This window comes from Streptococcus infantis, from assembly GCF_021497965.1.
Taxonomy (GTDB): Bacteria; Bacillota; Bacilli; order Lactobacillales; family Streptococcaceae; genus Streptococcus; species Streptococcus infantis_B.
On sequence record NZ_CP046525.1, the window covers coordinates 789900 to 811353 of the forward strand.

Below are 21454 nucleotides of genomic sequence, written 5' to 3' on the forward strand. Positions count from 1 at the left end.
ACTCCTTTTTATAATTTTTTATTTACCTAAACAGAATTGACTAAACAACTGGGTAATCAGCTCATCTGGCGCAGCATCACCAGTGATTTCTCCGAGGATTTCCCAAGTACGAGTCAAATCAACTTGAAGCAGATCAACTGGCATACCCAGTTCAAGACCTTCGTTAACTGCCTGTAGACTTTCAACTGCCTTTTCAATTAATGAAATATGACGGGCGTTGGATAGATAAGTAGCATCTTGTTCGACCAAGCCAGCATTTTCAAAGAAGAGGTTATTGATGCGTTCTTCAATCTTATCAATGTTTTGATTTTTAAGGACTGAAATACGGATGACATCATCTGGAAGCTCAGCAGTTTCGATCGCTTCTGGCAGGTCAGTTTTGTTGAGAAGAATGATTCGATTAGTATCTTGACTAATTTCAAGAAGTTGTCGGTCTTGGGCAGTTAGAGGTTCGCTAGCGTTTAGGACTAGTAGTACCAAGTCAGCTTCCTTAAGGGCTTTTTTCGAGCGTTCAACACCGATTTGCTCAACAATATCATCCGTCTCACGAATACCTGCAGTATCAATCAATTTTAGAGGAACCCCGTTAATGTTGACGTATTCTTCGATGACATCGCGCGTAGTACCCGCAATATCGGTTACGATAGCCTTGTCTTCACGAAGGAGATTGTTGAGAAGACTGGATTTCCCAACGTTTGGACGACCAATGATGGCTGTTGAAATTCCCTCACGAAGGATTTTACCACGACGTGCCGTTTTTAAGAGATTGGTTAAGAGGTGTTCAAATTCTAAAGTTTTTTCACGGATTACAGCAGTAGTAGCCTCTTCCACATCGTCATACTCAGGATAGTCGATATTAACCTCAACTTGTGCAAGTGTATTGAGTATCTCCTGGCGAGTATTGTTAATAAGATCAGAAAGGGAGCCATCTAACTGTTTGACCGCAATATTCATAGCCTTGTCCGTCTTGGCACGGATGATATCCATAACGGCCTCAGCCTGAGTCAAGTCCACACGACCGTTGAGGAAGGCACGCTTGGTAAATTCACCAGGCTCAGCCAACCGAGCCCCTTCACGGATAGCTAGTTGAAGGATTTCATTAGTTACGGCGATTCCACCGTGAGTATTAATTTCAATAATATCTTCACGAGTGAAGGTTTTTGGAGATTTCATAGCACCAACCATGACCTCGTCCATAACCTTACCTGTCTGAGGATCAACGATATGTCCGTAGTTTAGAGTGTGACTAGCAACCTTGCTCAAATCCTTGTCTCTAAAAATTTTCTGGGCGATAGTAAAACTATCCGATCCACTTAAACGAACAATACCAATAGCCCCTTCACCAAGCGGAGTCGAGATTGCTGCGATGGTATCAAATTCACGTGTAATCATTTCATTTCCTTTTTACAATTTATATACAAATATCAATTAAAATTGTATCAAAATATAGCGTTTTATTCAACGAATGCCACTTATAAAGAAAAGCCTAAGCAGATTGCTTAAGCTTTATTTAGTGCGCATTTCACCTTGTGGGAAATAAGTTCCTTCAGGCATATCGTTAATAATAACGTGAACAGCTGACTGAGGTGCTCCTGTGTTACGAACAACAGCTTCTGTAACTTCCTTAGCTAGGGCTTTCTTTTGCTCTAGCGTGCGTCCTTCAAATAAATCAATGCGTACAAATGGCATAATTGCGTCCTCCACCAGATATTTGATTTCTTCTATTTTACCACAATTTGCCATTTAAAGCTTTGAGAAAATATGGTATACTAGAATGTAGCAAAAAATTTAGAAATGGACGTGAAATAGAAGCATGGCACAGTTGTATTATCGTTATGGGACCATGAACTCTGGAAAAACCATCGAGATTCTCAAGGTAGCCTATAACTACGAGGAGCAAGGAAAAGGAGTTGTGATTATGACTTCAGCTCTGGATACGCGTGACGGTGTTGGCTATGTTTCAAGTCGCATTGGGATGAAAAGACCAGCAATTACTATTGACGAAACGACAGATATCTTTGGATTTATCCGAGATTTACCTGAAAAACCTTACTGTGTACTTGTCGATGAAGCCCAGTTTTTAAAACGTCACCATGTTTACGACCTAGCTCGTGTTGTTGATGAGTTAGACATACCTGTTATGGCATTTGGTTTAAAAAATGACTTTCGTAATGAGCTGTTTGAAGGTTCTAAACACCTCTTGCTCTTAGCAGATAAGATTGATGAAATCAAGACCATCTGTCAGTATTGTAAGAAAAAAGCGACTATGGTCTTGCGTACGCAGGACGGACTGCCTGTTTATGATGGTGAACAAATCCAGATTGGTGGAAATGAAACCTATATCTCAGTTTGCCGTAAACATTATTTTGCCCCTGAAATCAATAAGGAGAATAAGAAAGAATGAATATCTATGATCAACTACAAGCAGTAGAAGACCGTTATGAAGAATTGGGAGAATTGCTGAGTGATCCTGATGTGGTCTCTGATACCAAACGTTTTATGGAGCTTTCAAAAGAAGAAGCTTCTACTCGTGATACCGTTACAACCTACCGTGAATACAAACAAGTTCTTCAAAACATTGTCGACGCTGAGGAAATGATTAAGGAATCAGGTGGAGATGCTGATTTGGAAGAAATGGCCAAGCAAGAATTAAAAGACGCAAAGGCTGAAAAAGAAGAGTACGAAGAAAAACTGAAAATCTTGCTCCTTCCTAAAGATCCAAACGATGATAAGAACATTATCCTAGAAATCCGTGGTGCAGCTGGTGGAGATGAAGCAGCTCTCTTCGCTGGAGATCTTCTAACTATGTACCAAAAGTATGCGGAAGCCCAAGGTTGGCGCTTTGAAGTTATGGAAGCATCTATGAATGGTGTCGGTGGTTTCAAGGAAGTGGTTGCTATGGTATCAGGTCAGTCAGTTTACTCTAAACTCAAGTATGAATCAGGTGCTCACCGTGTACAGCGTGTCCCTGTGACAGAAAGCCAAGGTCGTGTACACACTTCAACAGCGACAGTTCTGGTCATGCCTGAAGTAGAAGAAGTAGAATACGATATCGATCCAAAAGACCTTCGTGTTGACATCTACCACGCATCAGGTGCTGGTGGACAGAACGTCAACAAGGTCGCAACAGCCGTTCGTATCGTTCACTTGCCAACCAATATCAAGGTTGAGATGCAGGAAGAACGGACGCAACAGAAGAACCGTGAAAAAGCCATGAAGATTATCCGTGCGCGTGTTGCTGACCACTTTGCACAGATTGCTCAAGATGAACAAGATGCTGAGCGTAAGTCTACTATCGGTACCGGTGACCGTTCTGAACGTATCCGTACTTACAATTTCCCACAAAACCGTGTCACGGACCACCGTATCGGTTTGACTTTGCAAAAGCTTGATACAATCCTTGCTGGTAAGTTGGACGAAGTGGTGGATGCCTTGGTTCTTTATGATCAAACACAAAAATTAGAAGAATTAAACAAGTAATGAAATTAGCTCAACTATTTAAAGATTTTGAAGAAAAGTTAATAGTACAAGGAGAGGAAGCAGAAAGCCTCTCTTTTGTCTATCGTAGCCTGAAAAATCTATCTTTTACAGACTTTATCTTTGCTCTCCAGCAAGAGGTAACAGAGGAAGATAAACACTTCGTAAAAGAAATTTACACGAAACTGGTAGCTCATATACCTGCTCAGTACATTATCGGTCAAGCTGAATTCTTTGGGATGCAGTTAAAAGTAGATGAGCGGGTATTGATACCACGACTTGAAACAGAAGAGTTAGTGGAGCTTATCCTAGCTGAAAATCCTGAGGGACATCTCAAGGTCCTGGATATTGGTACAGGAAGTGGCGCAATTGCCCTTGCTTTAGCTAAAGATAGATCAGATTGGACAATCACGGCTGCTGATATTTCTCAAGATGCATTAGACCTAGCATCGGAGAATGCAGAGCGTTTAGATTTAGAGATCTCATTTATCAAATCTGACTGTTTCTCCGAAATTTGTTCAAAATATGATATAATTGTATCCAATCCACCATACATTTCTCGAGCAGATGAGGAAGAAGTAGGCTTGAATGTTTTGCATTCAGAACCACACTTGGCACTTTTTGCTGATGAGGATGGCCTAGCAATTTACCGTAAAATCTCGGAAGAATCCAAGGGCTATCTAACTGATGTTGGTAAGATTTATCTTGAAATTGGCTACAAACAAGGTCAAAGTGTACCCGCTCTCTTTATGGAAAATCTTCCTGAGAAACGAGTTCGAACTCTGAAAGATCAATTTGGCCAAGATAGGATGGTTGTCATTGATGATGGAGAAAATTAAGCAAGAGTTGGAAAAGGGTGGAGCAGTAGTTTTGCCAACTGAGACAGTTTATGGCCTTTTTGCGAAAGCTTTGGATGAGAAGGCTGTTGACCATGTTTATCGGCTCAAACGTCGCCCTAGAGATAAGGCTCTCAATCTCAATGTTGCTAGTTTAGACGATATCTTGAACTTTTCCAAGAATCAGCCACCTTGTTTACAACAACTTGTTAAAAGTTTTTTGCCAGGGCCTTTAACCATTATCCTAGAAGCTAATGACAAGGTCCCTTACTGGGTCAATTCAGACTTGACGACTGTTGGATTTCGCATGCCCAGTCATCCCGTCACTCTAGAATTGATTCGTGAGTTTGGTCCCTTAATCGGCCCGTCTGCTAACATTTCAGGACAGGATAGCGGTGTGACCTATAAGGAAATTCTGCAGGATTTTAACCAAAATGTTCTAGGTTTGGAAGATGATGCTTTTTTAACTGGTCAAGATTCGACTATTATAGACTTATCTGGCAGCAAGGTGAAGATTCTACGCCAAGGTTCGATAACTCGAGAAGATATCCTTGCCAAGATACCTGAAATTCCTTTTGAGGAGGTATGATATGCTACGTGAATTAAAAGCGACAGATGTCGAAACAATTTGTGTCATTAACAAAGAAGCGCTAGGTTATGCTTTTAGTCCAGAGGAAACGGCTGGTCAACTAGCTAAGTTGACACAAGACTCCCATCACTTCCTACTTGGTTTTGAGGATTCAATTAGCCATGATTTACTTGGTTATGTTCATGCTGAGGTTTATGAATCCCTTTATTCAAAACCAGGTTTTAATATCCTGGCTTTAGCTGTTTTACCTCAAACACAAGGTAAAGGAATCGGTAAAACATTGCTTGAAGGATTAGAACAGAAAGCAGAAAAACGTAGCTATAACTTTATTCGCTTAAATTCTGCAGACCATCGTACAGGTGCGCATGCATTTTATGAAAGAGTTGGTTATACCTGCGATAAAATGCAGAAACGATTCATTAAATTAATAAAAGGAGAAGACCTATGATTTTTGACAAAGATGATTTTAAAGCCTATGACTCGGATCTTTGGAATGCCATTGCCAAAGAAGAAGAACGCCAACAAAACAACATTGAGTTGATCGCTTCAGAGAACGTAGTTTCTAAAGCTGTTATGGCTGCTCAAGGGTCTATCTTGACTAATAAATACGCCGAAGGTTATCCAGGACGTCGTTATTACGGTGGAACTGATGTAGTAGATATTATCGAAACTCTAGCTATCGAACGTGCGAAGGAGATTTTTGGAGCAAAGTTTGCTAATGTACAACCCCACTCAGGGAGTCAAGCCAACTGTGCAGCATACATGGCTTTGATTGAGCCAGGTGATACAGTTATGGGAATGGATTTGGCTGCAGGTGGTCACTTGACTCACGGAGCTCCTGTTAGCTTCTCAGGTCAAACCTACAACTTTGTTTCTTATAGCGTTGATCCTGAAACAGAACTCTTGGACTTCGATGCCATCTTGAAACAAGCTCAAGAAGTAAAACCAAAACTAATTGTTGCTGGTGCTTCAGCCTATTCTCACATTATTGATTTTTCTAAATTCCGTGAAATCGCAGATGCAGTCGGTGCTAAGCTCATGGTCGATATGGCTCACATTGCTGGTTTGGTTGCTGCTGGTCTTCATCCAAGTCCAGTACCATACGCTCATATCACTACAACAACGACCCACAAAACCCTTCGTGGTCCGCGTGGTGGTTTGATTTTGACTAACGACGAAGAGCTTGCTAAGAAAATTAATTCAGCTATTTTCCCGGGTATCCAAGGTGGTCCTTTAGAGCATGTTGTTGCTGCTAAGGCTGTTGCCTTCAAAGAAGTCTTGGATCCAGCCTTCAAGGAATATGCTGCTAATGTCATCAAGAACAGTAAGGCTATGGCTGAAGTATTCCTGAAAGATCCTGATTTCCGTATTATCTCTGGTGGCACTGAAAACCACCTCTTCCTAGTGGATGTCACTAAGGTTGTAGAAAGTGGAAAAGTAGCTCAAAACTTGCTGGATGAAGTTAATATTACCCTAAATAAGAACTCTATCCCTTATGAAACCTTGTCACCATTTAAGACTAGTGGTATTCGTATCGGAGCGGCAGCAATTACTGCTCGTGGTTTTGGTGAAAAAGAAAGCCGTCAAGTTGCTGAACTTATTATTAAAGCCCTTAAGAATGCAGAAAACGAAGCTGTCTTAGAAGAAGTGAGAAGTGCAGTCAAATCCTTGACAGATGCCTTCCCATTATACGAGGACTAATATTTTATGGACATTTATATTAAGAAAGCTATTATCCATCAGTTCAGCCCTGATGACATAGAGTTGTACTTAGCGGATAAATTTCTCAATATCACTCCTAAAATTGAAGAATACTTGCGTAAAAAAGTGGAGCGTGTGTATTCGGACGATGCCAAAACTGGGATTTTTGAAGAAGATAATCCATTTTTCAACCATATTTCAGAAGATTTAATGGCAACATCTGTGACAATAGCAAACCTTTGGAAAGAAGAATTTTCTGTATCTGAAAATCAAAAGACAAATGATTTAGTCTTTGTCCAGTTTTCAAAAGAAGGAGTCGAACACTTTGCCTTCCTTCGAATTGCATTGCGAGAAACCTTGACACACCTAGGTGGTGAGGTTGATAATCCAATCAAACTGACTCAGAATAATCTACCAGGTTTTGGTACTGGAGCTGATGAAGCCCTTGTGGTTAATCTTCAAAGCCGCAAGTATCATTTGATTGAAAAACGCATCAAGCACAATGGAGCTTTTTTAAACTATTTTTCTGAGAATCTTATTCAAGCTCAACCAAAGATTTCACCTAAGAAGTCAATCAAGGAACTGGAGAAAACTGCTCAGAAAATTGCGGAAACTTTTAATGCGGATGATTTTCAATTTCAATCAAAAGTAAAATCTGCGATTTTCAACAATCTTGAGGAAAACAATGAGCTCTCTCCAGAAAAATTAGCCAATGATCTCTTTGATAATAATCTAACAGCTCGTCTCAGTTTTATTGACCAGGTCAAAGAAGCAGTGCCAGAGCCTGTACAGTTTGATGAGATTGATGCTAGTCGTCAGTTGAAGAGATTTGAAAATCAGAAACTTTCCTTGTCAAACGGGATTGAACTAATCGTACCAAACAATGTCTATCAAGATGCAGAATCCGTTGAGTTCATCCAAAATGATAATGGAACCTATTCTATCTTAATCAAAAACATCGAGGATATTCAAAGTAAATAATGTTTAAATTCATACGAAGAGTGCTGGTGCTAGCAGTCTTCCTTTTCGCTGGCTATAAAGCCTATCTCATTCGTCAGGATGTCAAACAAGTCATGACCTACCAACCCATGGTCCGTGAGATCTTGAATGAAAGAGATACTCCAGCAAACGAAGAGCTTGTGCTCGCCATGATCTATACAGAAACCAAGGGTAAAGAAGGAGACGTAATGCAGTCTAGTGAGTCTGCTACCGGTTCTACTGATACCATAAACGATAATGCAAGTAGTATTCGTCAAGGTGTTCAAACTTTGACAGAAAATCTGTATCTGGCTCAAGAAAAAGGAGTGGATGTCTGGACAGCCATTCAAGCTTATAACTTTGGACCTGCTTATATTGATTTTATCGCCCAAAATGGGAAAAAGAATACGATTGCTCTAGCTAAACAATATTCTAGAGATACAGTTGCGCCGACATTAGGGAATACAACAGGAAAAACCTATCGCTACATCAATCCTATTTCCATTTTTCAGGGTGGAGAACTTTATGTCGATGGGGGAAACTATTATTACTCTAGACAGGTTCAAGTAAATCTCTATATCATGAAAATTTTTAATCTATTTTAAGCATCTAGAAATTCTAGGTGCTTTTATAAGTTTTCTTTAAGGATACTTTAATATGCTAGAGAAGAAAAGGAGGAACGTCTCATGCGAAAGAAATTCTTTCTGACTAGCGCTGCAGTACTTTTAGCAGTTGCAACATTGCAAAGCGCCCAGGCAGCTACTGATGTTCAAAAAGTCATTGATGAAACCTATGTTCAACCTGAGTATGTCTTGGGTTCTTCACTAACAGAAGATCAAAAAAATCAAACACTTAAAAAACTAGGCTATGATGCATCAAAAGATACTAAAGACTTGAAGACCATGACACCAGATGTCTACTCAAAAATTATGAATGTCGCCAACGACTCTAGTCTTCAACTTTATTCGTCAGCAAAAATTCAAAAACTAGGTGAAAAATCTCCACTTGAAGTGAAGATTGAAACACCTGAAAACATCACCAAAGTGACCCAAGACATGTACCGTAATGCTGCTGTTACATTGGGTGTCGAGCACGCACGTATCACCGTTGCAGCTCCAATCCCAGTTACTGGGGAAAGTGCTCTAGCAGGTATTTACTATTCCCTTGAGTCAAATGGTGTAAAATTACCTCAGGAAAATAAAGACTTAGCTCAGGAAGAGCTCAAGGCCTTGTCAGATATTAACGATGAAAACAAGGATAAATCAGGCTTTGATGCCAATAAACTGAACGTAGCCCTTGCCGATATCAAGGCTGCTATTGCTAAGGCTAAAGAATCCAAAGGTGAACTTACAGAAGATGATGTTCGTAAGATTGTCGAAGATACTTTGAAGAACTACAAACTGGATCAAGTTGTTACAGGCAACCAAGTCAATGTCATCATCAACTTTGCCTTTAATCTTTCAAAAAGTGATATTTTAAATAACGAAGACTTTACTAAGACGCTAAAAGATCTGAAACAAAGTATCGTTGCTCAAGCAGGTGACAGTTTCAGCAATATCGACCTAAACTTTGATGCCAATAAAGCTATTCAAGACGGTGGAAATATCCTCAGCTCAATTTGGCAAGCTATCCTTGATTTCTTCAAGAGTTTTGGTGCTTAGGTCAATTCATGGTATAATAGATGGTAACAGGGTTGTTGCCGTCTTTTTTTGTCGGCTTATAGAAAGTGAAAAATATGTTAAAGAAAAATGATATTGTAGAAGTAGAGATTGTCGATTTGACACATGAAGGAGCAGGTGTTGCTAAGGTAGACGGCTTGGTTTTTTTTGTAGAGAATGCTCTGCTGACTGAAAAAATCCTTATGCGAGTACTGAAAGTCAATAAAAAGATTGGCTTTGGTAAAGTCGAGGAATACCTTACACAATCTCCACATCGTAACCAAGACTTAGATTTGGCTTACTTGCGTTCAGGAATTGCTGACTTGGGTCACTTAGCTTATCCTGAGCAACTCAAGTTTAAAACCAAGCAAGTAAAAGACAGTCTTTATAAGATTGCTGGAATCATGGATGTAGAGGTTGCTGATACTCTAGGTATGGAAAATCCGATCAAGTATCGCAACAAGGCCCAGGTTCCTGTTCGCCGAGTAAATGGTGTTCTAGAAACTGGTTTCTTCCGTAAGAATTCTCACGACCTTATGCCCTTGGAAGATTTTTACATTCAGAATCCAGTTATTGATCAGGTTATTCTAGCCCTACGTGATTTACTCCGTCGATATGACTTGAAGCCTTATGATGAGAAGGAGCAGTCTGGCTTGATTCGTAACCTTGTTGTTCGTCGTGGATATCATTCAGGTCAGATTATGGTCATTTTGGTAACAACTCGTCCTAAAGTTTTTCGAGTAGAACAATTGATTGAACAACTTATCAAGCAATTTCCAGAAATTGTATCTATCATGCAGAACATCAATGACCAGAATACCAATGCCATTTTCGGGAAAGAATGGCGTACACTTTATGGTCAAGATTACATTACTGATCAAATGTTGGGTAATGATTTCCAAATCTCTGGACCGGCCTTTTACCAAGTCAATACCGAAATGGCAGAGAAGCTTTATCAAACAGCCATTGACTTTGCGGAGTTAAGAGAAGACGATGTCGTCATCGATGCCTATTCAGGAATTGGGACTATTGGACTATCAGTTGCTAAACACGTTAAGGAAGTTTATGGCGTAGAAGTCATCCCAGAAGCCGTGGAGAATAGCCAGAAGAATGCTAGCTTAAACGGCATCACCAATGCCCACTATGTCTGCGATACAGCTGAAAATGCCATGAAGAATTGGCTCAAGGAAGGTATCCAACCAACCGTGATCTTGGTCGATCCACCCCGCAAGGGCTTAACCGAAAGCTTTATCAAAGCAAGCGCCCAAACAGGAGCTAAACGCATCGCCTATATCTCCTGTAACGTCGCAACCATGGCGCGTGATATCAAACTCTACCAAGAGTTGGGCTATGAATTGAAGAAAGTCCAGCCGGTGGATCTTTTTCCGCAAACGCATCATGTTGAGGCGGTATCACTACTTGTACGAGCTAGATAGTAGCGAAGTAGAAGTAGATGATCTGCCCATGGGACAAGGTGAGACCGAAGGTCGAGAAGGTGCCCTGGGGTATAGGACTCGTAGAATGAGGAGAGACACCGACGAGATGATACGGTAAGTCCGAACCGCTGAGTGTGTGGCTCTACTCTTCCGAACTGAGACAGTCAAAAAGTAGAAGGGGATGGTATTGGTATCAATCAATGAGTAACAAAGTAACAGCATGATTCGAAACATTTGCTTGGAATTTGCGGAGGAACATCAATATGGATGGAATAACAAATGATTCTATAAAAACGGCTAAACTAATGAAACAATTATGGCCCCAATTGACCGATAAAGAAGCTATTGATGAATTAAAAAAATATACGAATGGCAAGAATACTGCAATCTTTACTGAAGTTGAAGGTGACACAATTGTAGGTCTAGCACTATGTTCACTCAGATTTGATTATGTTGAAGGTTGTAAATATAGTCCTGTTGGATTCTTAGAAGGGATTATTGTCGACGAGAAATATCGTTTAAAGGATATTGCTAAAAACCTCTGTACAAAATGTGAGGAATGGGCGAAAAATAAAGGATGTAAGGAATTTGCAAGTGACTGTACTTTAACGAATACGGATTCTATAAGATTTCATCTCAATATTGGATTTCAGGAGGCAAATAGAATTATTCATTTTAAGAAGAAATTATAATTTCAGAACGTGGTCAACATTTATGTATCTTTAGGAAGTGTGAAAGAATGGACGGACCACGAATTACTTTTCATTATTTAAGAATATAGTAATGTTGTAAAGTTAATCGAGGAGTTATTGATGGATTTTAGTAGTAAGATAGCCATAAATAAAGGCTGGTCAGATGATAAAAAATATTGTGTGACAGATCAAAATCAGAAAAAATATTTCTTGCGTGTTTCTGATAAGGATAAGTTAGATTCTAAAAAATTTGAATTTGAGATGATGGAGAAAGTGGCTTCTCTTGGAGTTCCGATGTGTAAACCACTTAGCATAGAACTCTGCGATGACAAAGTATATTCTTTACACGAATGGATAGACGGGAAAGATGCAAGAGAAACCATTTTAACTACTTCGAGAGAACAACAATACACGTACGGTGTAGAAGCAGGAAGAATCCTTTATAAAATTCATTCACTCCCTGTAACAGAAGTCCGTGAAGATTGGGAGGTCTTTTTTAATCGAAAAATTGATGACAAAATCGCAAAATACAAAGAATGTACCGTCCAATATGAAAATGGTCAGATCTTTATTGATTTTTTAAATGCAAATCGAGAATTGTTAAAAGATAGACCTCAGGTTTTCCAACATGGAGATTATCATATCGGGAATTTCATGATTGGTGAAGATTGTAAAATTTATATCATTGACTTTGATCGATTTGATCTTGGGGATCCTTGGGAGGAATTCAATCGTATTGTATGGTCTGCTCAAGTCTCTCCCTCTTTTGCGTCTGGTATGATAGATGGATATTTTGATAGTAAGGTTCCAGATTTATTTTGGAAACTTCTTGCTATCTATATTATAAATAACATAGTTGGTGCTCTTCCATGGTCTGTTCCTTACGGAGTTGAAGAAATGGCAGTAATGCAAAATCAAGCTAAGGAAATTTTAGAATGGTATGATGATTTGAAGCAAATTATTCCTAGTTGGTATTTGATTGAGAAAAAGGCTGAATAATAAAAGAGATTAAATATCAATTTGAAAAAATGTCAAGATTATTTGCTAAGATTATAACGAATTCAATTCTTTATTGATACCTGTCGAGAAATATCTTGAAAATTGGAATGTTGTTTCGGGGTCAAGTTACATGAAAGAATATATTTTAAATTTAGAAAAAGAATTTTCTTTGATAAAAAATGGATTCAAAGAGGAAGAGAATAGAGCTCTTGCTGACTATCTATCAAACGATAATGCGTATACTAAAGAATTAGCATTTTTAGCCTTCAAATCCAATGTATATCAAGTTAGAATGTATAGTGTATTTCTCTTCGGCCATTTGTCATCGTATGAAGAAATTTTGATATTCATGAGGGATGAGGTTTCAAAGGATGACAATTGGAGAGTTCAAGAAGTATTAGCAAAAGCATTTGATGAATTTTGTAAGCAAACAGGTTATGAAAAATCTCTTCCAGTTATTGACGAATGGTTACAAAATAGTAATCCAAATGTTAGAAGAGCTGTTACAGAAGGTTTGAGAATATGGACGAGTAGACCATATTTCAAGGATAATCCAGATGAAGCTATTAAACGAATCGCAACATTAAAAGAAGATTCTAGTGAATATGTTAGAAAATCAGTCGGCAATTCTTTGAGGGATATTAGCAAAAAATTTCCAGAGTTAATTAAAGAAGAACTTGATGGTTGGGATATTAATAGTAAAGAGATTCAACAAGTTTACAAGCTAGCAAGTAAATTTATTAAATGATAATTCTAAACTATAAAGTTAAAAAATGGTAACTATAAAATATTTTCATTCTATAGTATAATTTTAAACAACAACTTTATCCCTTTCGTTCTATAATATAGGAGTATACTAGCACCACATGTTGAGGCGGTAAGTTTGCTAGTCAAGGAGTAAAACGACGAAGATTAGCATTTACTTCCGCCCATGCGATAGCTGTCCGTGATTGACAAGTGCTAGCACGCAGACAGAACGGAGATAGCGAACCGCTGAGTGTGTCGCTCTGCTCGTAAAAGCTTAGAAACCTTTGAACGAAAGGGATAATGAAAGCCTTGATTGCAAGGCTTTTTGCTTTATGGTGGGTAAGTATCAGAGTGAGAAAATTTTTGGAATGAGTAGAAGTGATAGCTAGAAATTATCAGTTTCTATTTCCATTTACCCTGTGGGTACGTGTTTGTTTCCATTGACAAGGAGTTTGTGGGAATAGAAATGTACCCACCTTGTTTGAATCAAGTGAAGTGTAGTTGAAGGAAATCTGTTGAAAGCAATACTTCATTTTACCGAATAAGTAATAATTTAGGCAACTTCAAATCGATTAAAAAAAACTATTTTAAAGGTTAAGAGTAGACAAAAATTGTCCACTCTTTTTTGCAAACTCAATTTATCAATAAATGAAATGAGGGAATGTAAAATGAAATATTTTGAGGTTGAGTTAGAAAATCCTGATGAATTTTTAAAACTACAAACAGAAGATTTTGTGAAAGCTAATCGCTTGCTACTAAGGAAGATAATCCAGAGCGTTACAGTCTATGAAGAAAACTTCGTCATATCCTTTAAATCTGGCATCGAATTGGAAGTATGAGTCTCATTCCATAACTTTTATATTGAACATATCATCTTGTTGTGTTATACTATAAATTGATATAAACAAAGATGTAGGAGGAACCGAAACTATGACAGCCTCAATGCGTTTAAGATAAGCTGGCAATAAAAAAAGCAGAATCTATACCCGATGATAGGCTTTTTTGTTGTGCTTATTTATACGATATTGAGCATTCATTAGTTACGGTGAGGATATTGGTTATTTAACTATACCTTTATTTAACTATGTCTTTAATATGAATGTTTCCAAATTGTATGTATGCAGACCAAAAGCCACATTGTGGGGTTTGGCCTGCATTTTTTATTGCCTAGAATGCTATTCAAAATAGAAATTCAAGCAAAATAATATGCAGGAGATAATATAAATGGAAAAATACAACAATTGGAAACGAAAATTTTATGCAATATGGGCAGGGCAAGCAGTATCATTAATCACTAGTGCCATCCTGCAAATGGCGATTATTTTTTACCTTACAGAAAAAACAGGATCTGCGATGGTCTTGTCTATGGCTTCATTAGTAGGTTTTTTACCCTATGCGATTTTGGGACCTGCCATTGGTGTGCTAGTGGATCGTCATGATAGGAAGAAGATAATGATTGGTGCCGATTTAATTATCGCAGCAGCTGGTGCAGTGCTTGCTATTGTTGCATTCTGTATGGAGCTACCTGTCTGGATGATTATGATAGTATTGTTTATCCGTAGCATTGGAACAGCTTTTCATACCCCAGCACTCAATGCGGTTACACCACTTTTAGTACCAGAAGAACAGCTAACGAAATGCGCAGGCTATAGTCAGTCTTTGCAGTCTATAAGCTATATTGTTAGTCCGGCAGTTGCAGCACTCTTATACTCCGTTTGGGATTTAAATGCTATTATTGCCATCGACGTATTGGGTGCTGTGATTGCATCTATTACGGTAGCAATTGTACGTATACCTAAGCTGGGTAATCAAGTGCAAAGTTTAGAACCAAATTTCATAAGGGAGATGAAAGAAGGAGTTGTGGTTCTGAGACAAAACAAAGGATTGTTTGCCTTATTACTCTTAGGAACACTATATACTTTTGTTTATATGCCAATCAATGCACTATTTCCTTTAATAAGCATGGAACACTTTAATGGAACGCCTGTGCATATTTCTATTACGGAAATTTCCTTTGCATTTGGGATGCTAGCAGGAGGCTTATTATTAGGAAGATTAGGGGGCTTCGAAAAGCATGTATTACTAATAACAAGTTCATTTTTTATAATGGGGACCAGTTTAGCCGTTTCGGGAATACTTCCTCCAAATGGATTTGTAATATTCGTAGTTTGCTGTGCAATAATGGGGCTTTCGGTGCCATTTTATAGCGGTGTGCAAACAGCTCTTTTTCAGGAGAAAATTAAGCCTGAATATTTAGGACGTGTATTTTCTTTGATCGGAAGTATCATGTCACTTGCTATGCCAATTGGGTTAATTCTTTCTGGATTCTTTGCTGATAAAATCGGTGTAAATCATTGGTTTTTACTATCAGGTATTTTAATTATTGGCATTGCTATAGTTTGCCAAATGATAACTGAGGTTAGAAAATTAGATTTAAAATAAACAATATTGGAGGAATATTTATGTATCTTATTTTCATGTAACTCTTCCTGCTAAAATCGCAGGGTTTTCCCTGCATACAAGCAAATGAAAGCATGCGATTATAGACAGGAGGAAATGTTATGGAATTAATATTAAAAGCAAAAGACATTCGTGTGGAATTCAAAGGACGCGATGTTTTAGATATAAATGAATTAGAAGTATATGATTATGACCGTATTGGTTTAGTAGGAGCAAATGGTGCTGGAAAAAGCACTTTACTCAGGGTACTTTTAGGAGAATTAACTCCCCCAGGATGTAAAATGAATCGTCTGGGTGAACTTGCCTATATTCCCCAGTTGGACGAAGTAACTCTGCAGGAGGAAAAAGATTTTGCACTTGTAGGCAAGCTAGGTGTTGAGCAATTAAATATACAGACTATGAGCGGTGGTGAAGAAACAAGGCTTAAAATAGCACAGGCCTTATCGGCACAGGTTCATGGTATTTTAGCGGATGAACCTACGAGCCATTTAGACCGTGAAGGAATTGATTTTCTAATAGGACAGCTAAAATATTTTACAGGTGCACTGTTAGTTATTAGCCATGACCGCTATTTTCTTGATGAAATAGTAGATAAAATATGGGAACTGAAAGATGGCAAAATCACTGAGTATTGGGGAAACTATTCTGATTATCTTCGTCAGAAAGAGGAAGAACGTAAGAGCCAAGCTGCAGAATACGAACAATTTATTGCGGAACGTGCCCGATTGGAAAGGGCTGCGGAGGAAAAGCGAAAACAGGCTCGTAAAATAGAACAGAAGGCAAAAGGTTCTTCAAAGAAAAAAAGTACTGAAGACGGAGGGCGTTTAGCTCATCAAAAATCAATAGGAAGTAAGGAAAAAAAGATGTATAATGCTGCTAAAACCCTAGAGCACAGGATTGCGGCCTTAGGAAAAGTAGAAGCTCCGGAAGGCATTCGCAGAATTCGTTTCAGGCAAAGTAAAGCATTGGAGCTCCATAATCCATACCCTATAGTCGGTGCAGAAATTAATAAAGTATTTGGGGATAAGGCTCTGTTTGAAAATGCATCTTTTCAAATTCCGTTAGGAGCAAAAGTGGCGTTAACTGGTGGTAATGGAATCGGAAAAACAACTTTAATCCAAATGATCTTAAACCATGAAGAAGGAATTTCTATTTCGCCTAAGGCAAAAATAGGTTACTTTGCACAGAATGGTTACAAGTACAACAGTAATCAGAATGTTATGGAGTTTATGCAGAAGGATTGTGACTACAATATATCAGAAATTCGTTCAGTGCTAGCATCTATGGGGTTCAAACAGAACGATATTGGAAAAAGTTTATCTGTTTTAAGCGGTGGAGAAATTATAAAATTGTTGCTTGCTAAAATGCTCATGGGTAGATATAACATCCTAATAATGGATGAACCCAGTAACTTCCTTGACATACCAAGTTTAGAGGCTTTGGAAATACTAATGAAGGAGTACACCGGAACTATCGTGTTTATCACCCACGATAAACGATTACTCGAAAATGTAGCAGATGTAGTTTATGAAATTAGAGATAAGAAAATAAATCTGAAACATTAAATTTAAGGTAGTCGCTGGTCAGTATAGTCTGTTCTGGTTGGCGACTCCATTGTTAAAGAGTATAAAGACTTTAGATTTTATGAATATTAAAAATAGGAACAGTCAATTGAACTGCTCCTATTTTTCTGCTAAATATATTGTAGTTTTCTTATATGTATAATGATAGATTAGCGGATTCTCATCTACGGTACTTACTTCAAATATGAAGAAGTGATCGCGGTTATCTCTGGACTTTTCCTTATTGAGGACAAAGTAATTCTTACGTGAAGTCGCCATTGTTTTTAGGATATCATCAGTTAGGAAGGTCAATGGAATATTCATGTTAGAGTAGCGGTAGAAGTCACGTTCAAAATCTTGGTAGCTCTCGCTATAATAGTCCATTTGTAGGTGATTACGCTGAAACTCAAGCTGATTCATAGAGCACCTCCTCGACAAGTTCAATACTAATAATGTCTTTTAATTTCAAATTGATGTGACCTGTTGTAGTTTTTATCAAAATGAAATCTTTGGTCAGACTTGGTATTGTTCCAGTGTAGGAAACACGCTTGTTTTTTTCAATCACTTGAATGCGTGTGCGTAGCTGCCCGGCGTATACTTGACTGAGGAGTAATAATTTCTTCTCTAGTGATAAGTCAGACATGTACGTTACTTTGTTTGTATCATCAGAGAGTGCTGATGCATGTTCAGATAGGAAAAAGCCCATCCATTTTTGCATCTTTGTATCCTGGTACTCTCTTGCTGATTGAAATGGTAAATATGAACGGTCAATCATATCAAATCCTTTCTATGCAGAGGCAAGGGTATTTTTATCAAATTGAATCGTAAAACCTTGAATTCCCCCACCTGTGTAACATTCTTTAAAGCGATTGATTACCTCAGTATAGATTATCACAGATGAGCTTGTTGGCTTAATGCTAAATGTAAATTCCAATGGTAATCGGTTTTCAGATTTAGCATGTACTAGTCGTATCGATATTTCAGTTGTTTTGAGTTTTCTCTGACGAAGTTTTGAAGTTGCTGTTTCAACGATTCCATGTAAAAATCTTTCAAGCATTTCAATATCATTACATCCTTTGCTACGGATTTCTGAAAATTGTACTGTATTTTTTTCTTGTTTCATTTTAATCCCTCCAATCCACCCGCGGAATGACCACCGATAAGTTTACTGCGTTCAATATTTCTGGAACCTTCAGTTAGGACGGTTCCTTTTTGTATGGCTAAAAAACCAAACTGTTCTCTGACAACATCAATAGCTGTCTGAAGTCTATTATCTTTTTCAATTTGTTCTACATCATCAAAGAGTGATAGTAGAGTATAGCTTTCATCTACGAAGCCACTATAAGATACACCAATTTGTCTCACTGCACCAGAGGTGTATTTTTTCGGAATAATACAAGTACATGACTCACCATTGTTTTGGGGAGATTTGCGGGTTCAATTTTATTCTGAGCATTTATAGATTTTTTCATCTCAGTCCTAGAATAGCCAATATGAATAGAAACGACAGTAGTCAATACTAGGGCTACTGTTCCGTTCCACAGTATCATTTAAAAATCATTTTCACACCCTTTCGTCTATTAGTATAGAAGAAAGCTCTCAGCACATGTCGAGTGTGTAGCTTTGCTGGTAAAAGCCTAGAAACCTTGTAACGAAAGAGATAATCGAAAGCCTTGATTGTAAGGCTTTTTATAGTTAAGTCTTTATTACTAAATACTGAATACAAAATATTAAAAAGGTATAAAAGTATCCTAATTTAAATATTTATATTTTAAAAAGAAAATAATTGATACAAGTGTAACACCTGTGATAGAATTGACTTGAGGTGAAGAAAATGGCAACTGATAAAAATAGAATAATGATTAGCTTGGATGATAAAAATCTAGAGAAACTTGAAAATTTAGTAGAAGATGCTAGAGATAGAAGAGGAATGCGACTAACAAAGTCCCAAGTTATAGAATTGCTCCTAAATACTGTTGATTATTTCGATGATATTATGGGAGCTATTTACTCAAAAAAATAACAGCAAAAATGCTATTATTTTTTTACCAACAGGTGCAACACTAGTGATATAGGAGTGATAAAATGGTTGTTTATATTAGACAAAGCAAACTACCAAGTGAAGTTTCAATTAATAAGTACAATGCTCAAGTAGGTGCATACTTACAAGGAGAAGAAGTTATTTTATATCAATCTTTTTCTGAAATAGAACAGTTAACAAGTGAAGATATAGTTGTAGATTATATAATGGAGACTAGAGCATTACTAAAAATGATGGGGTTAAACGTTCCGGTTTATGACTATCCTATTGAGCTCAAAGAGTTTTATGGTCGAAAGATTTATGAAGGCGTTTTGGGAGAGATTGTAAATATACCTGATAATTGGGGAAAATTTATTAAGCCCAAAGCTGGTTCAAAAGTCTTTACTGGAAGAGTTGTTAACGGAACCCGTGATTTGATAGGTATTGGTTTACCTTTTGACTATCCTATATGGATTAGTGAGGTTGTAGAATTCATAGCAGAATGGCGTTGTTTTGTGTTAGATGGTCGCGTATTAGATGTTCGACCCTATACAGGTGACTATAATGCACAATTTGATCCTAGTGTAATTGATGAAGCCATATCATGTTGGAAAGATGCGCCAATAGCTTATGGACTAGATATCGGTGTTACTAGTGATGGCAGGACACTTGTTGTTGAAGTAAATGATGGTTATGCATTGGGAAATTATGGCCTTTCTCCTTTAAATTCGATCAATTTTCATAAAGCTAGATGGAAAGAAATGGTAAAACCTTATTTTGAAAAAAACGATGTTTTTAATATGCCTGAAAATGAAAATATAAGTCTCTAAAGGAACGGAAGAAAATCTGTGTTTAACTGCAACTAGTAAGTTGCAGTTTTTTATTTTGAATAATGATATAATAGGATAAGAAAATAATGAAAACGCTATATATTTGAAAGTTGAATAGGAAAGTAGAAAGTATGAAAACAATTGATATGATTATTAAATCATCAACTGATTTAGTTATGTATCTTACATAAAGAGAAAGGAATTAATTATCATGAAATTATCTTTGTATAGTGAAGTTGAACATTACCATTCTTTAAGTTCTTATTCTTTAAATGATATTACACATACTGATACCCCAAAAAATATTATTGAAAAGTCTAAAAAAGATAAGGATAGATACCCAATAGTAATACTTAATAAAGACCATAAAGTAATTGGTTTTTTTTGCCTACACCTAAACACTGGTCCTAAAGAGTACGGCTATTATCAAAATGATTATGCGCTTATTAGAGGATTTTCTATTGATGATAATTTCAGAAATCAAGGATATGGTAATAATGCTCTGAATGGAATATTTGAATTCATAGATTCAACTTTGAAATTAGAAATTAACCATATTATATTGGCTGTAAATGAAAAAAATATATTGGCTCAAAAAGCATATAGAAATTCAGGTTTTTTTGTTGTGAAAAAAGATTTAGAAGGAAAAAGGGGGAAATTAATTATTATGGAGAAAAGCAAAAACTAGTATCATTACTAGTTTCTGCTTTTCACTAAGTCTTTAAAGTTAGTATTCTATCTTGTTTCCACATTTTGAGAGAAATAATCTATATACTGAGATTTCATATTTTGCTCTTCTAAAATATCAAAGACTTGGATAGCCTGTTTCATTTTTTCAACACCAGTATCTAAATTCTTTTTAAATTCAAAGTAGCCCTTAGCATAAAGGAAAACAGTTTGTTCATAGTAATTTAATTCGTTATCTAATAGTTTTGTAATCTCTGCAATAAGAAATGTGCAATTATGAAATTTTTCTTTATCAATACTTAATATCAAACAATTAATGGCAAGTTGAGTAACTAATCTTTTATTTGTTTTGTTTAGGTGTGAAAGATATGGAAAGGTCAATAAAGTTTTATAGAGATGGTTTAGGATATAAGACTGATTGCAGAGAAAATAATCCGTCAGTATGCTTTTTTGATACTCCGGGAACAAAGTTTGAACTATTTCCTTTGGAACAATTAGCAAAAGATATTGATGAAAATAATCCACCAAAAGGGAATGGATTTTCAGGAATTACATTAGCCTACAATGTTGAACATAAAGAAGATGTAGAGACTGTAATTGCATTAGTAAGAAAAGCAGGTGGAAAAATTGTAAAAGAGCCACAGGAAGTTTTTTGGGGTGGATATCACGCATATTTTTCGGATTTAGATGGATACTATTGGGAAGTTTCATGGGGACCGAATTTTCAATTTGATGAAAATGGATTGCTGAAATTTTGAGGATAAATAGGGAAAGAGTTTGCC

26 protein-coding genes and 1 pseudogene are annotated in these 21454 nt (G+C 37.2%); 20 read left to right on the forward strand and 7 right to left on the reverse strand.

Annotation, left to right across the window (positions count from 1 at the left end; genetic code table 11):
* Positions 1-18: 18 nt before the first annotated feature.
* Positions 19-1392 carry a tRNA uridine-5-carboxymethylaminomethyl(34) synthesis GTPase MnmE gene (mnmE, locus tag GOM46_RS03910; protein WP_006149739.1) on the reverse strand — a complete coding sequence of 458 codons (1374 nt, stop codon included), beginning with the start codon at positions 1390-1392 and terminating at the stop codon, positions 19-21.
* Positions 1393-1506: 114 nt separating this feature from the next.
* The gene (locus GOM46_RS03915; protein ID WP_001117401.1) at positions 1507-1689 is read right to left on the reverse strand and encodes a 4-oxalocrotonate tautomerase; all 183 of its coding nucleotides are present in this window, start codon (positions 1687-1689) and stop codon (positions 1507-1509) included.
* 124 nt (positions 1690-1813) lie between these two features.
* On the opposite strand from GOM46_RS03915, the gene GOM46_RS03920 reads away from it, so the two are divergent.
* The 16 genes from GOM46_RS03920 (at position 1814) to msr(D) (ending at position 17138) form a co-directional block, all read left to right on the forward strand.
* The gene (locus tag GOM46_RS03920) at positions 1814-2404 is read left to right on the forward strand and encodes a thymidine kinase (RefSeq protein ID WP_006149748.1); all 591 of its coding nucleotides are present in this window, start codon (positions 1814-1816) and stop codon (positions 2402-2404) included.
* On the forward strand, positions 2401-3480 hold the full coding sequence (gene prfA / locus GOM46_RS03925) for a peptide chain release factor 1 (protein WP_006149747.1): 1080 nt from the start codon (positions 2401-2403) through the stop codon (positions 3478-3480). The genes GOM46_RS03920 and prfA overlap by 4 nt, the downstream gene beginning before the upstream one ends.
* Positions 3480-4316 carry a peptide chain release factor N(5)-glutamine methyltransferase gene (gene prmC, locus GOM46_RS03930; RefSeq protein WP_006149765.1) on the forward strand — a complete coding sequence of 279 codons (837 nt, stop codon included), beginning with the start codon at positions 3480-3482 and terminating at the stop codon, positions 4314-4316. The genes prfA and prmC overlap by 1 nt, the downstream gene beginning before the upstream one ends.
* Complete coding sequence (locus GOM46_RS03935; protein WP_176602639.1) at positions 4300-4902, forward strand: L-threonylcarbamoyladenylate synthase; 603 nt, start codon at positions 4300-4302, stop codon at positions 4900-4902. Before prmC ends, GOM46_RS03935 begins: the two co-directional genes overlap by 17 nt.
* A 1-nt stretch (position 4903) precedes the next feature.
* Complete coding sequence (locus GOM46_RS03940; protein ID WP_006149740.1) at positions 4904-5350, forward strand: GNAT family N-acetyltransferase; 447 nt, start codon at positions 4904-4906, stop codon at positions 5348-5350.
* Positions 5347-6603, forward strand: a complete 1257-nt coding sequence (gene glyA, locus GOM46_RS03945; protein WP_006149773.1) for a serine hydroxymethyltransferase — start codon at positions 5347-5349, stop codon at positions 6601-6603. The genes GOM46_RS03940 and glyA overlap by 4 nt, the downstream gene beginning before the upstream one ends.
* 6 nt (positions 6604-6609) lie before the next feature.
* Positions 6610-7584, forward strand: a complete 975-nt coding sequence (locus GOM46_RS03950) for a nucleoid-associated protein (RefSeq protein WP_235084107.1) — start codon at positions 6610-6612, stop codon at positions 7582-7584.
* A complete protein-coding gene (locus tag GOM46_RS03955) occupies positions 7584-8186 on the forward strand; it encodes a lysozyme family protein (RefSeq protein ID WP_235084108.1) in 603 nt (200 codons plus the stop codon). The genes GOM46_RS03950 and GOM46_RS03955 overlap by 1 nt, the downstream gene beginning before the upstream one ends.
* An 81-nt stretch (positions 8187-8267) precedes the next feature.
* A complete protein-coding gene (locus GOM46_RS03960) occupies positions 8268-9242 on the forward strand; it encodes a DUF1002 domain-containing protein (RefSeq protein WP_235084109.1) in 975 nt (324 codons plus the stop codon).
* 74 nt (positions 9243-9316) lie between these two features.
* Positions 9317-10675, forward strand: a complete 1359-nt coding sequence (gene rlmD / locus GOM46_RS03965) for a 23S rRNA (uracil(1939)-C(5))-methyltransferase RlmD (protein ID WP_235084110.1) — start codon at positions 9317-9319, stop codon at positions 10673-10675.
* A gap of 263 nt (positions 10676-10938) precedes the next feature.
* Positions 10939-11367, forward strand: a complete 429-nt coding sequence (gene aac(6') / locus GOM46_RS03970; protein ID WP_006153473.1) for an aminoglycoside 6'-N-acetyltransferase — start codon at positions 10939-10941, stop codon at positions 11365-11367.
* A 120-nt stretch (positions 11368-11487) separates the two neighbouring features.
* Complete coding sequence (locus tag GOM46_RS03975) at positions 11488-12366, forward strand: aminoglycoside phosphotransferase family protein (protein WP_235084111.1); 879 nt, start codon at positions 11488-11490, stop codon at positions 12364-12366.
* A gap of 130 nt (positions 12367-12496) precedes the next feature.
* Positions 12497-13114: a DNA alkylation repair protein gene (locus GOM46_RS03980; protein WP_006153957.1), complete on the forward strand. Its 618-nt coding sequence runs from the start codon at positions 12497-12499 to the stop codon at positions 13112-13114.
* A gap of 667 nt (positions 13115-13781) precedes the next feature.
* Positions 13782-13952: a hypothetical protein gene (locus tag GOM46_RS03985; protein WP_000873143.1), complete on the forward strand. Its 171-nt coding sequence runs from the start codon at positions 13782-13784 to the stop codon at positions 13950-13952.
* A gap of 385 nt (positions 13953-14337) precedes the next feature.
* Positions 14338-15555, forward strand: a complete 1218-nt coding sequence (gene mef(A) / locus GOM46_RS03990; RefSeq protein ID WP_000417519.1) for a macrolide efflux MFS transporter Mef(A) — start codon at positions 14338-14340, stop codon at positions 15553-15555.
* 119 nt (positions 15556-15674) lie between these two features.
* Positions 15675-17138 carry an ABC-F type ribosomal protection protein Msr(D) gene (msr(D), locus tag GOM46_RS03995; RefSeq protein ID WP_000420313.1) on the forward strand — a complete coding sequence of 488 codons (1464 nt, stop codon included), beginning with the start codon at positions 15675-15677 and terminating at the stop codon, positions 17136-17138.
* Between the two features lie 117 nt (positions 17139-17255).
* Here msr(D) and GOM46_RS04000 read toward each other — a convergent pair whose 3' ends face one another.
* Genes GOM46_RS04000 through GOM46_RS04015 form a run of 4 tightly spaced genes read right to left on the reverse strand, consistent with a single transcriptional unit; the run spans position 17256 to position 18500 of the window.
* Positions 17256-17555 (reverse strand): DUF5960 family protein, encoded by a 300-nt coding sequence (locus GOM46_RS04000; protein ID WP_001072467.1) that lies wholly within the window; start codon positions 17553-17555, stop codon positions 17256-17258.
* Entirely contained in the window at positions 17542-17910 is a 369-nt protein-coding gene (locus tag GOM46_RS04005) for a hypothetical protein (RefSeq protein ID WP_000567222.1), read from the reverse strand. Before GOM46_RS04005 ends, GOM46_RS04000 begins: the two co-directional genes overlap by 14 nt.
* Positions 17911-17922: 12 nt before the next feature.
* Entirely contained in the window at positions 17923-18258 is a 336-nt protein-coding gene (locus tag GOM46_RS04010) for a hypothetical protein (protein ID WP_000806926.1), read from the reverse strand.
* Positions 18255-18500 carry a hypothetical protein gene (locus GOM46_RS04015; RefSeq protein ID WP_001813542.1) on the reverse strand — a complete coding sequence of 82 codons (246 nt, stop codon included), beginning with the start codon at positions 18498-18500 and terminating at the stop codon, positions 18255-18257. Before GOM46_RS04015 ends, GOM46_RS04010 begins: the two co-directional genes overlap by 4 nt.
* Positions 18501-18969: 469 nt before the next feature.
* Between GOM46_RS04015 and GOM46_RS04020 the strand changes: the two genes are divergently transcribed.
* The 3 genes from GOM46_RS04020 (at position 18970) to GOM46_RS04030 (ending at position 20673) form a co-directional block, all read left to right on the forward strand.
* A complete protein-coding gene (locus tag GOM46_RS04020; protein WP_000179769.1) occupies positions 18970-19158 on the forward strand; it encodes a hypothetical protein in 189 nt (62 codons plus the stop codon).
* Between the two features lie 62 nt (positions 19159-19220).
* Positions 19221-19985: an ATP-grasp domain-containing protein gene (locus tag GOM46_RS04025; RefSeq protein WP_075567524.1), complete on the forward strand. Its 765-nt coding sequence runs from the start codon at positions 19221-19223 to the stop codon at positions 19983-19985.
* A gap of 211 nt (positions 19986-20196) precedes the next feature.
* Positions 20197-20673, forward strand: a complete 477-nt coding sequence (locus tag GOM46_RS04030) for a GNAT family N-acetyltransferase (RefSeq protein ID WP_235084112.1) — start codon at positions 20197-20199, stop codon at positions 20671-20673.
* Positions 20674-20720: 47 nt separating this feature from the next.
* On the opposite strand, the pseudogene GOM46_RS04035 reads toward GOM46_RS04030, so the two are convergent.
* Positions 20721-21104 (reverse strand): annotated as a pseudogene (locus tag GOM46_RS04035) (Rgg/GadR/MutR family transcriptional regulator); the annotation flags it as partial.
* Between GOM46_RS04035 and GOM46_RS04040 the strand changes: the two are divergent.
* Positions 21041-21430: a VOC family protein gene (locus tag GOM46_RS04040; RefSeq protein ID WP_049494983.1), complete on the forward strand. Its 390-nt coding sequence runs from the start codon at positions 21041-21043 to the stop codon at positions 21428-21430. The pseudogene GOM46_RS04035 and the gene GOM46_RS04040 overlap by 64 nt on opposite strands.
* Positions 21431-21454: the final 24 nt, after the last annotated feature.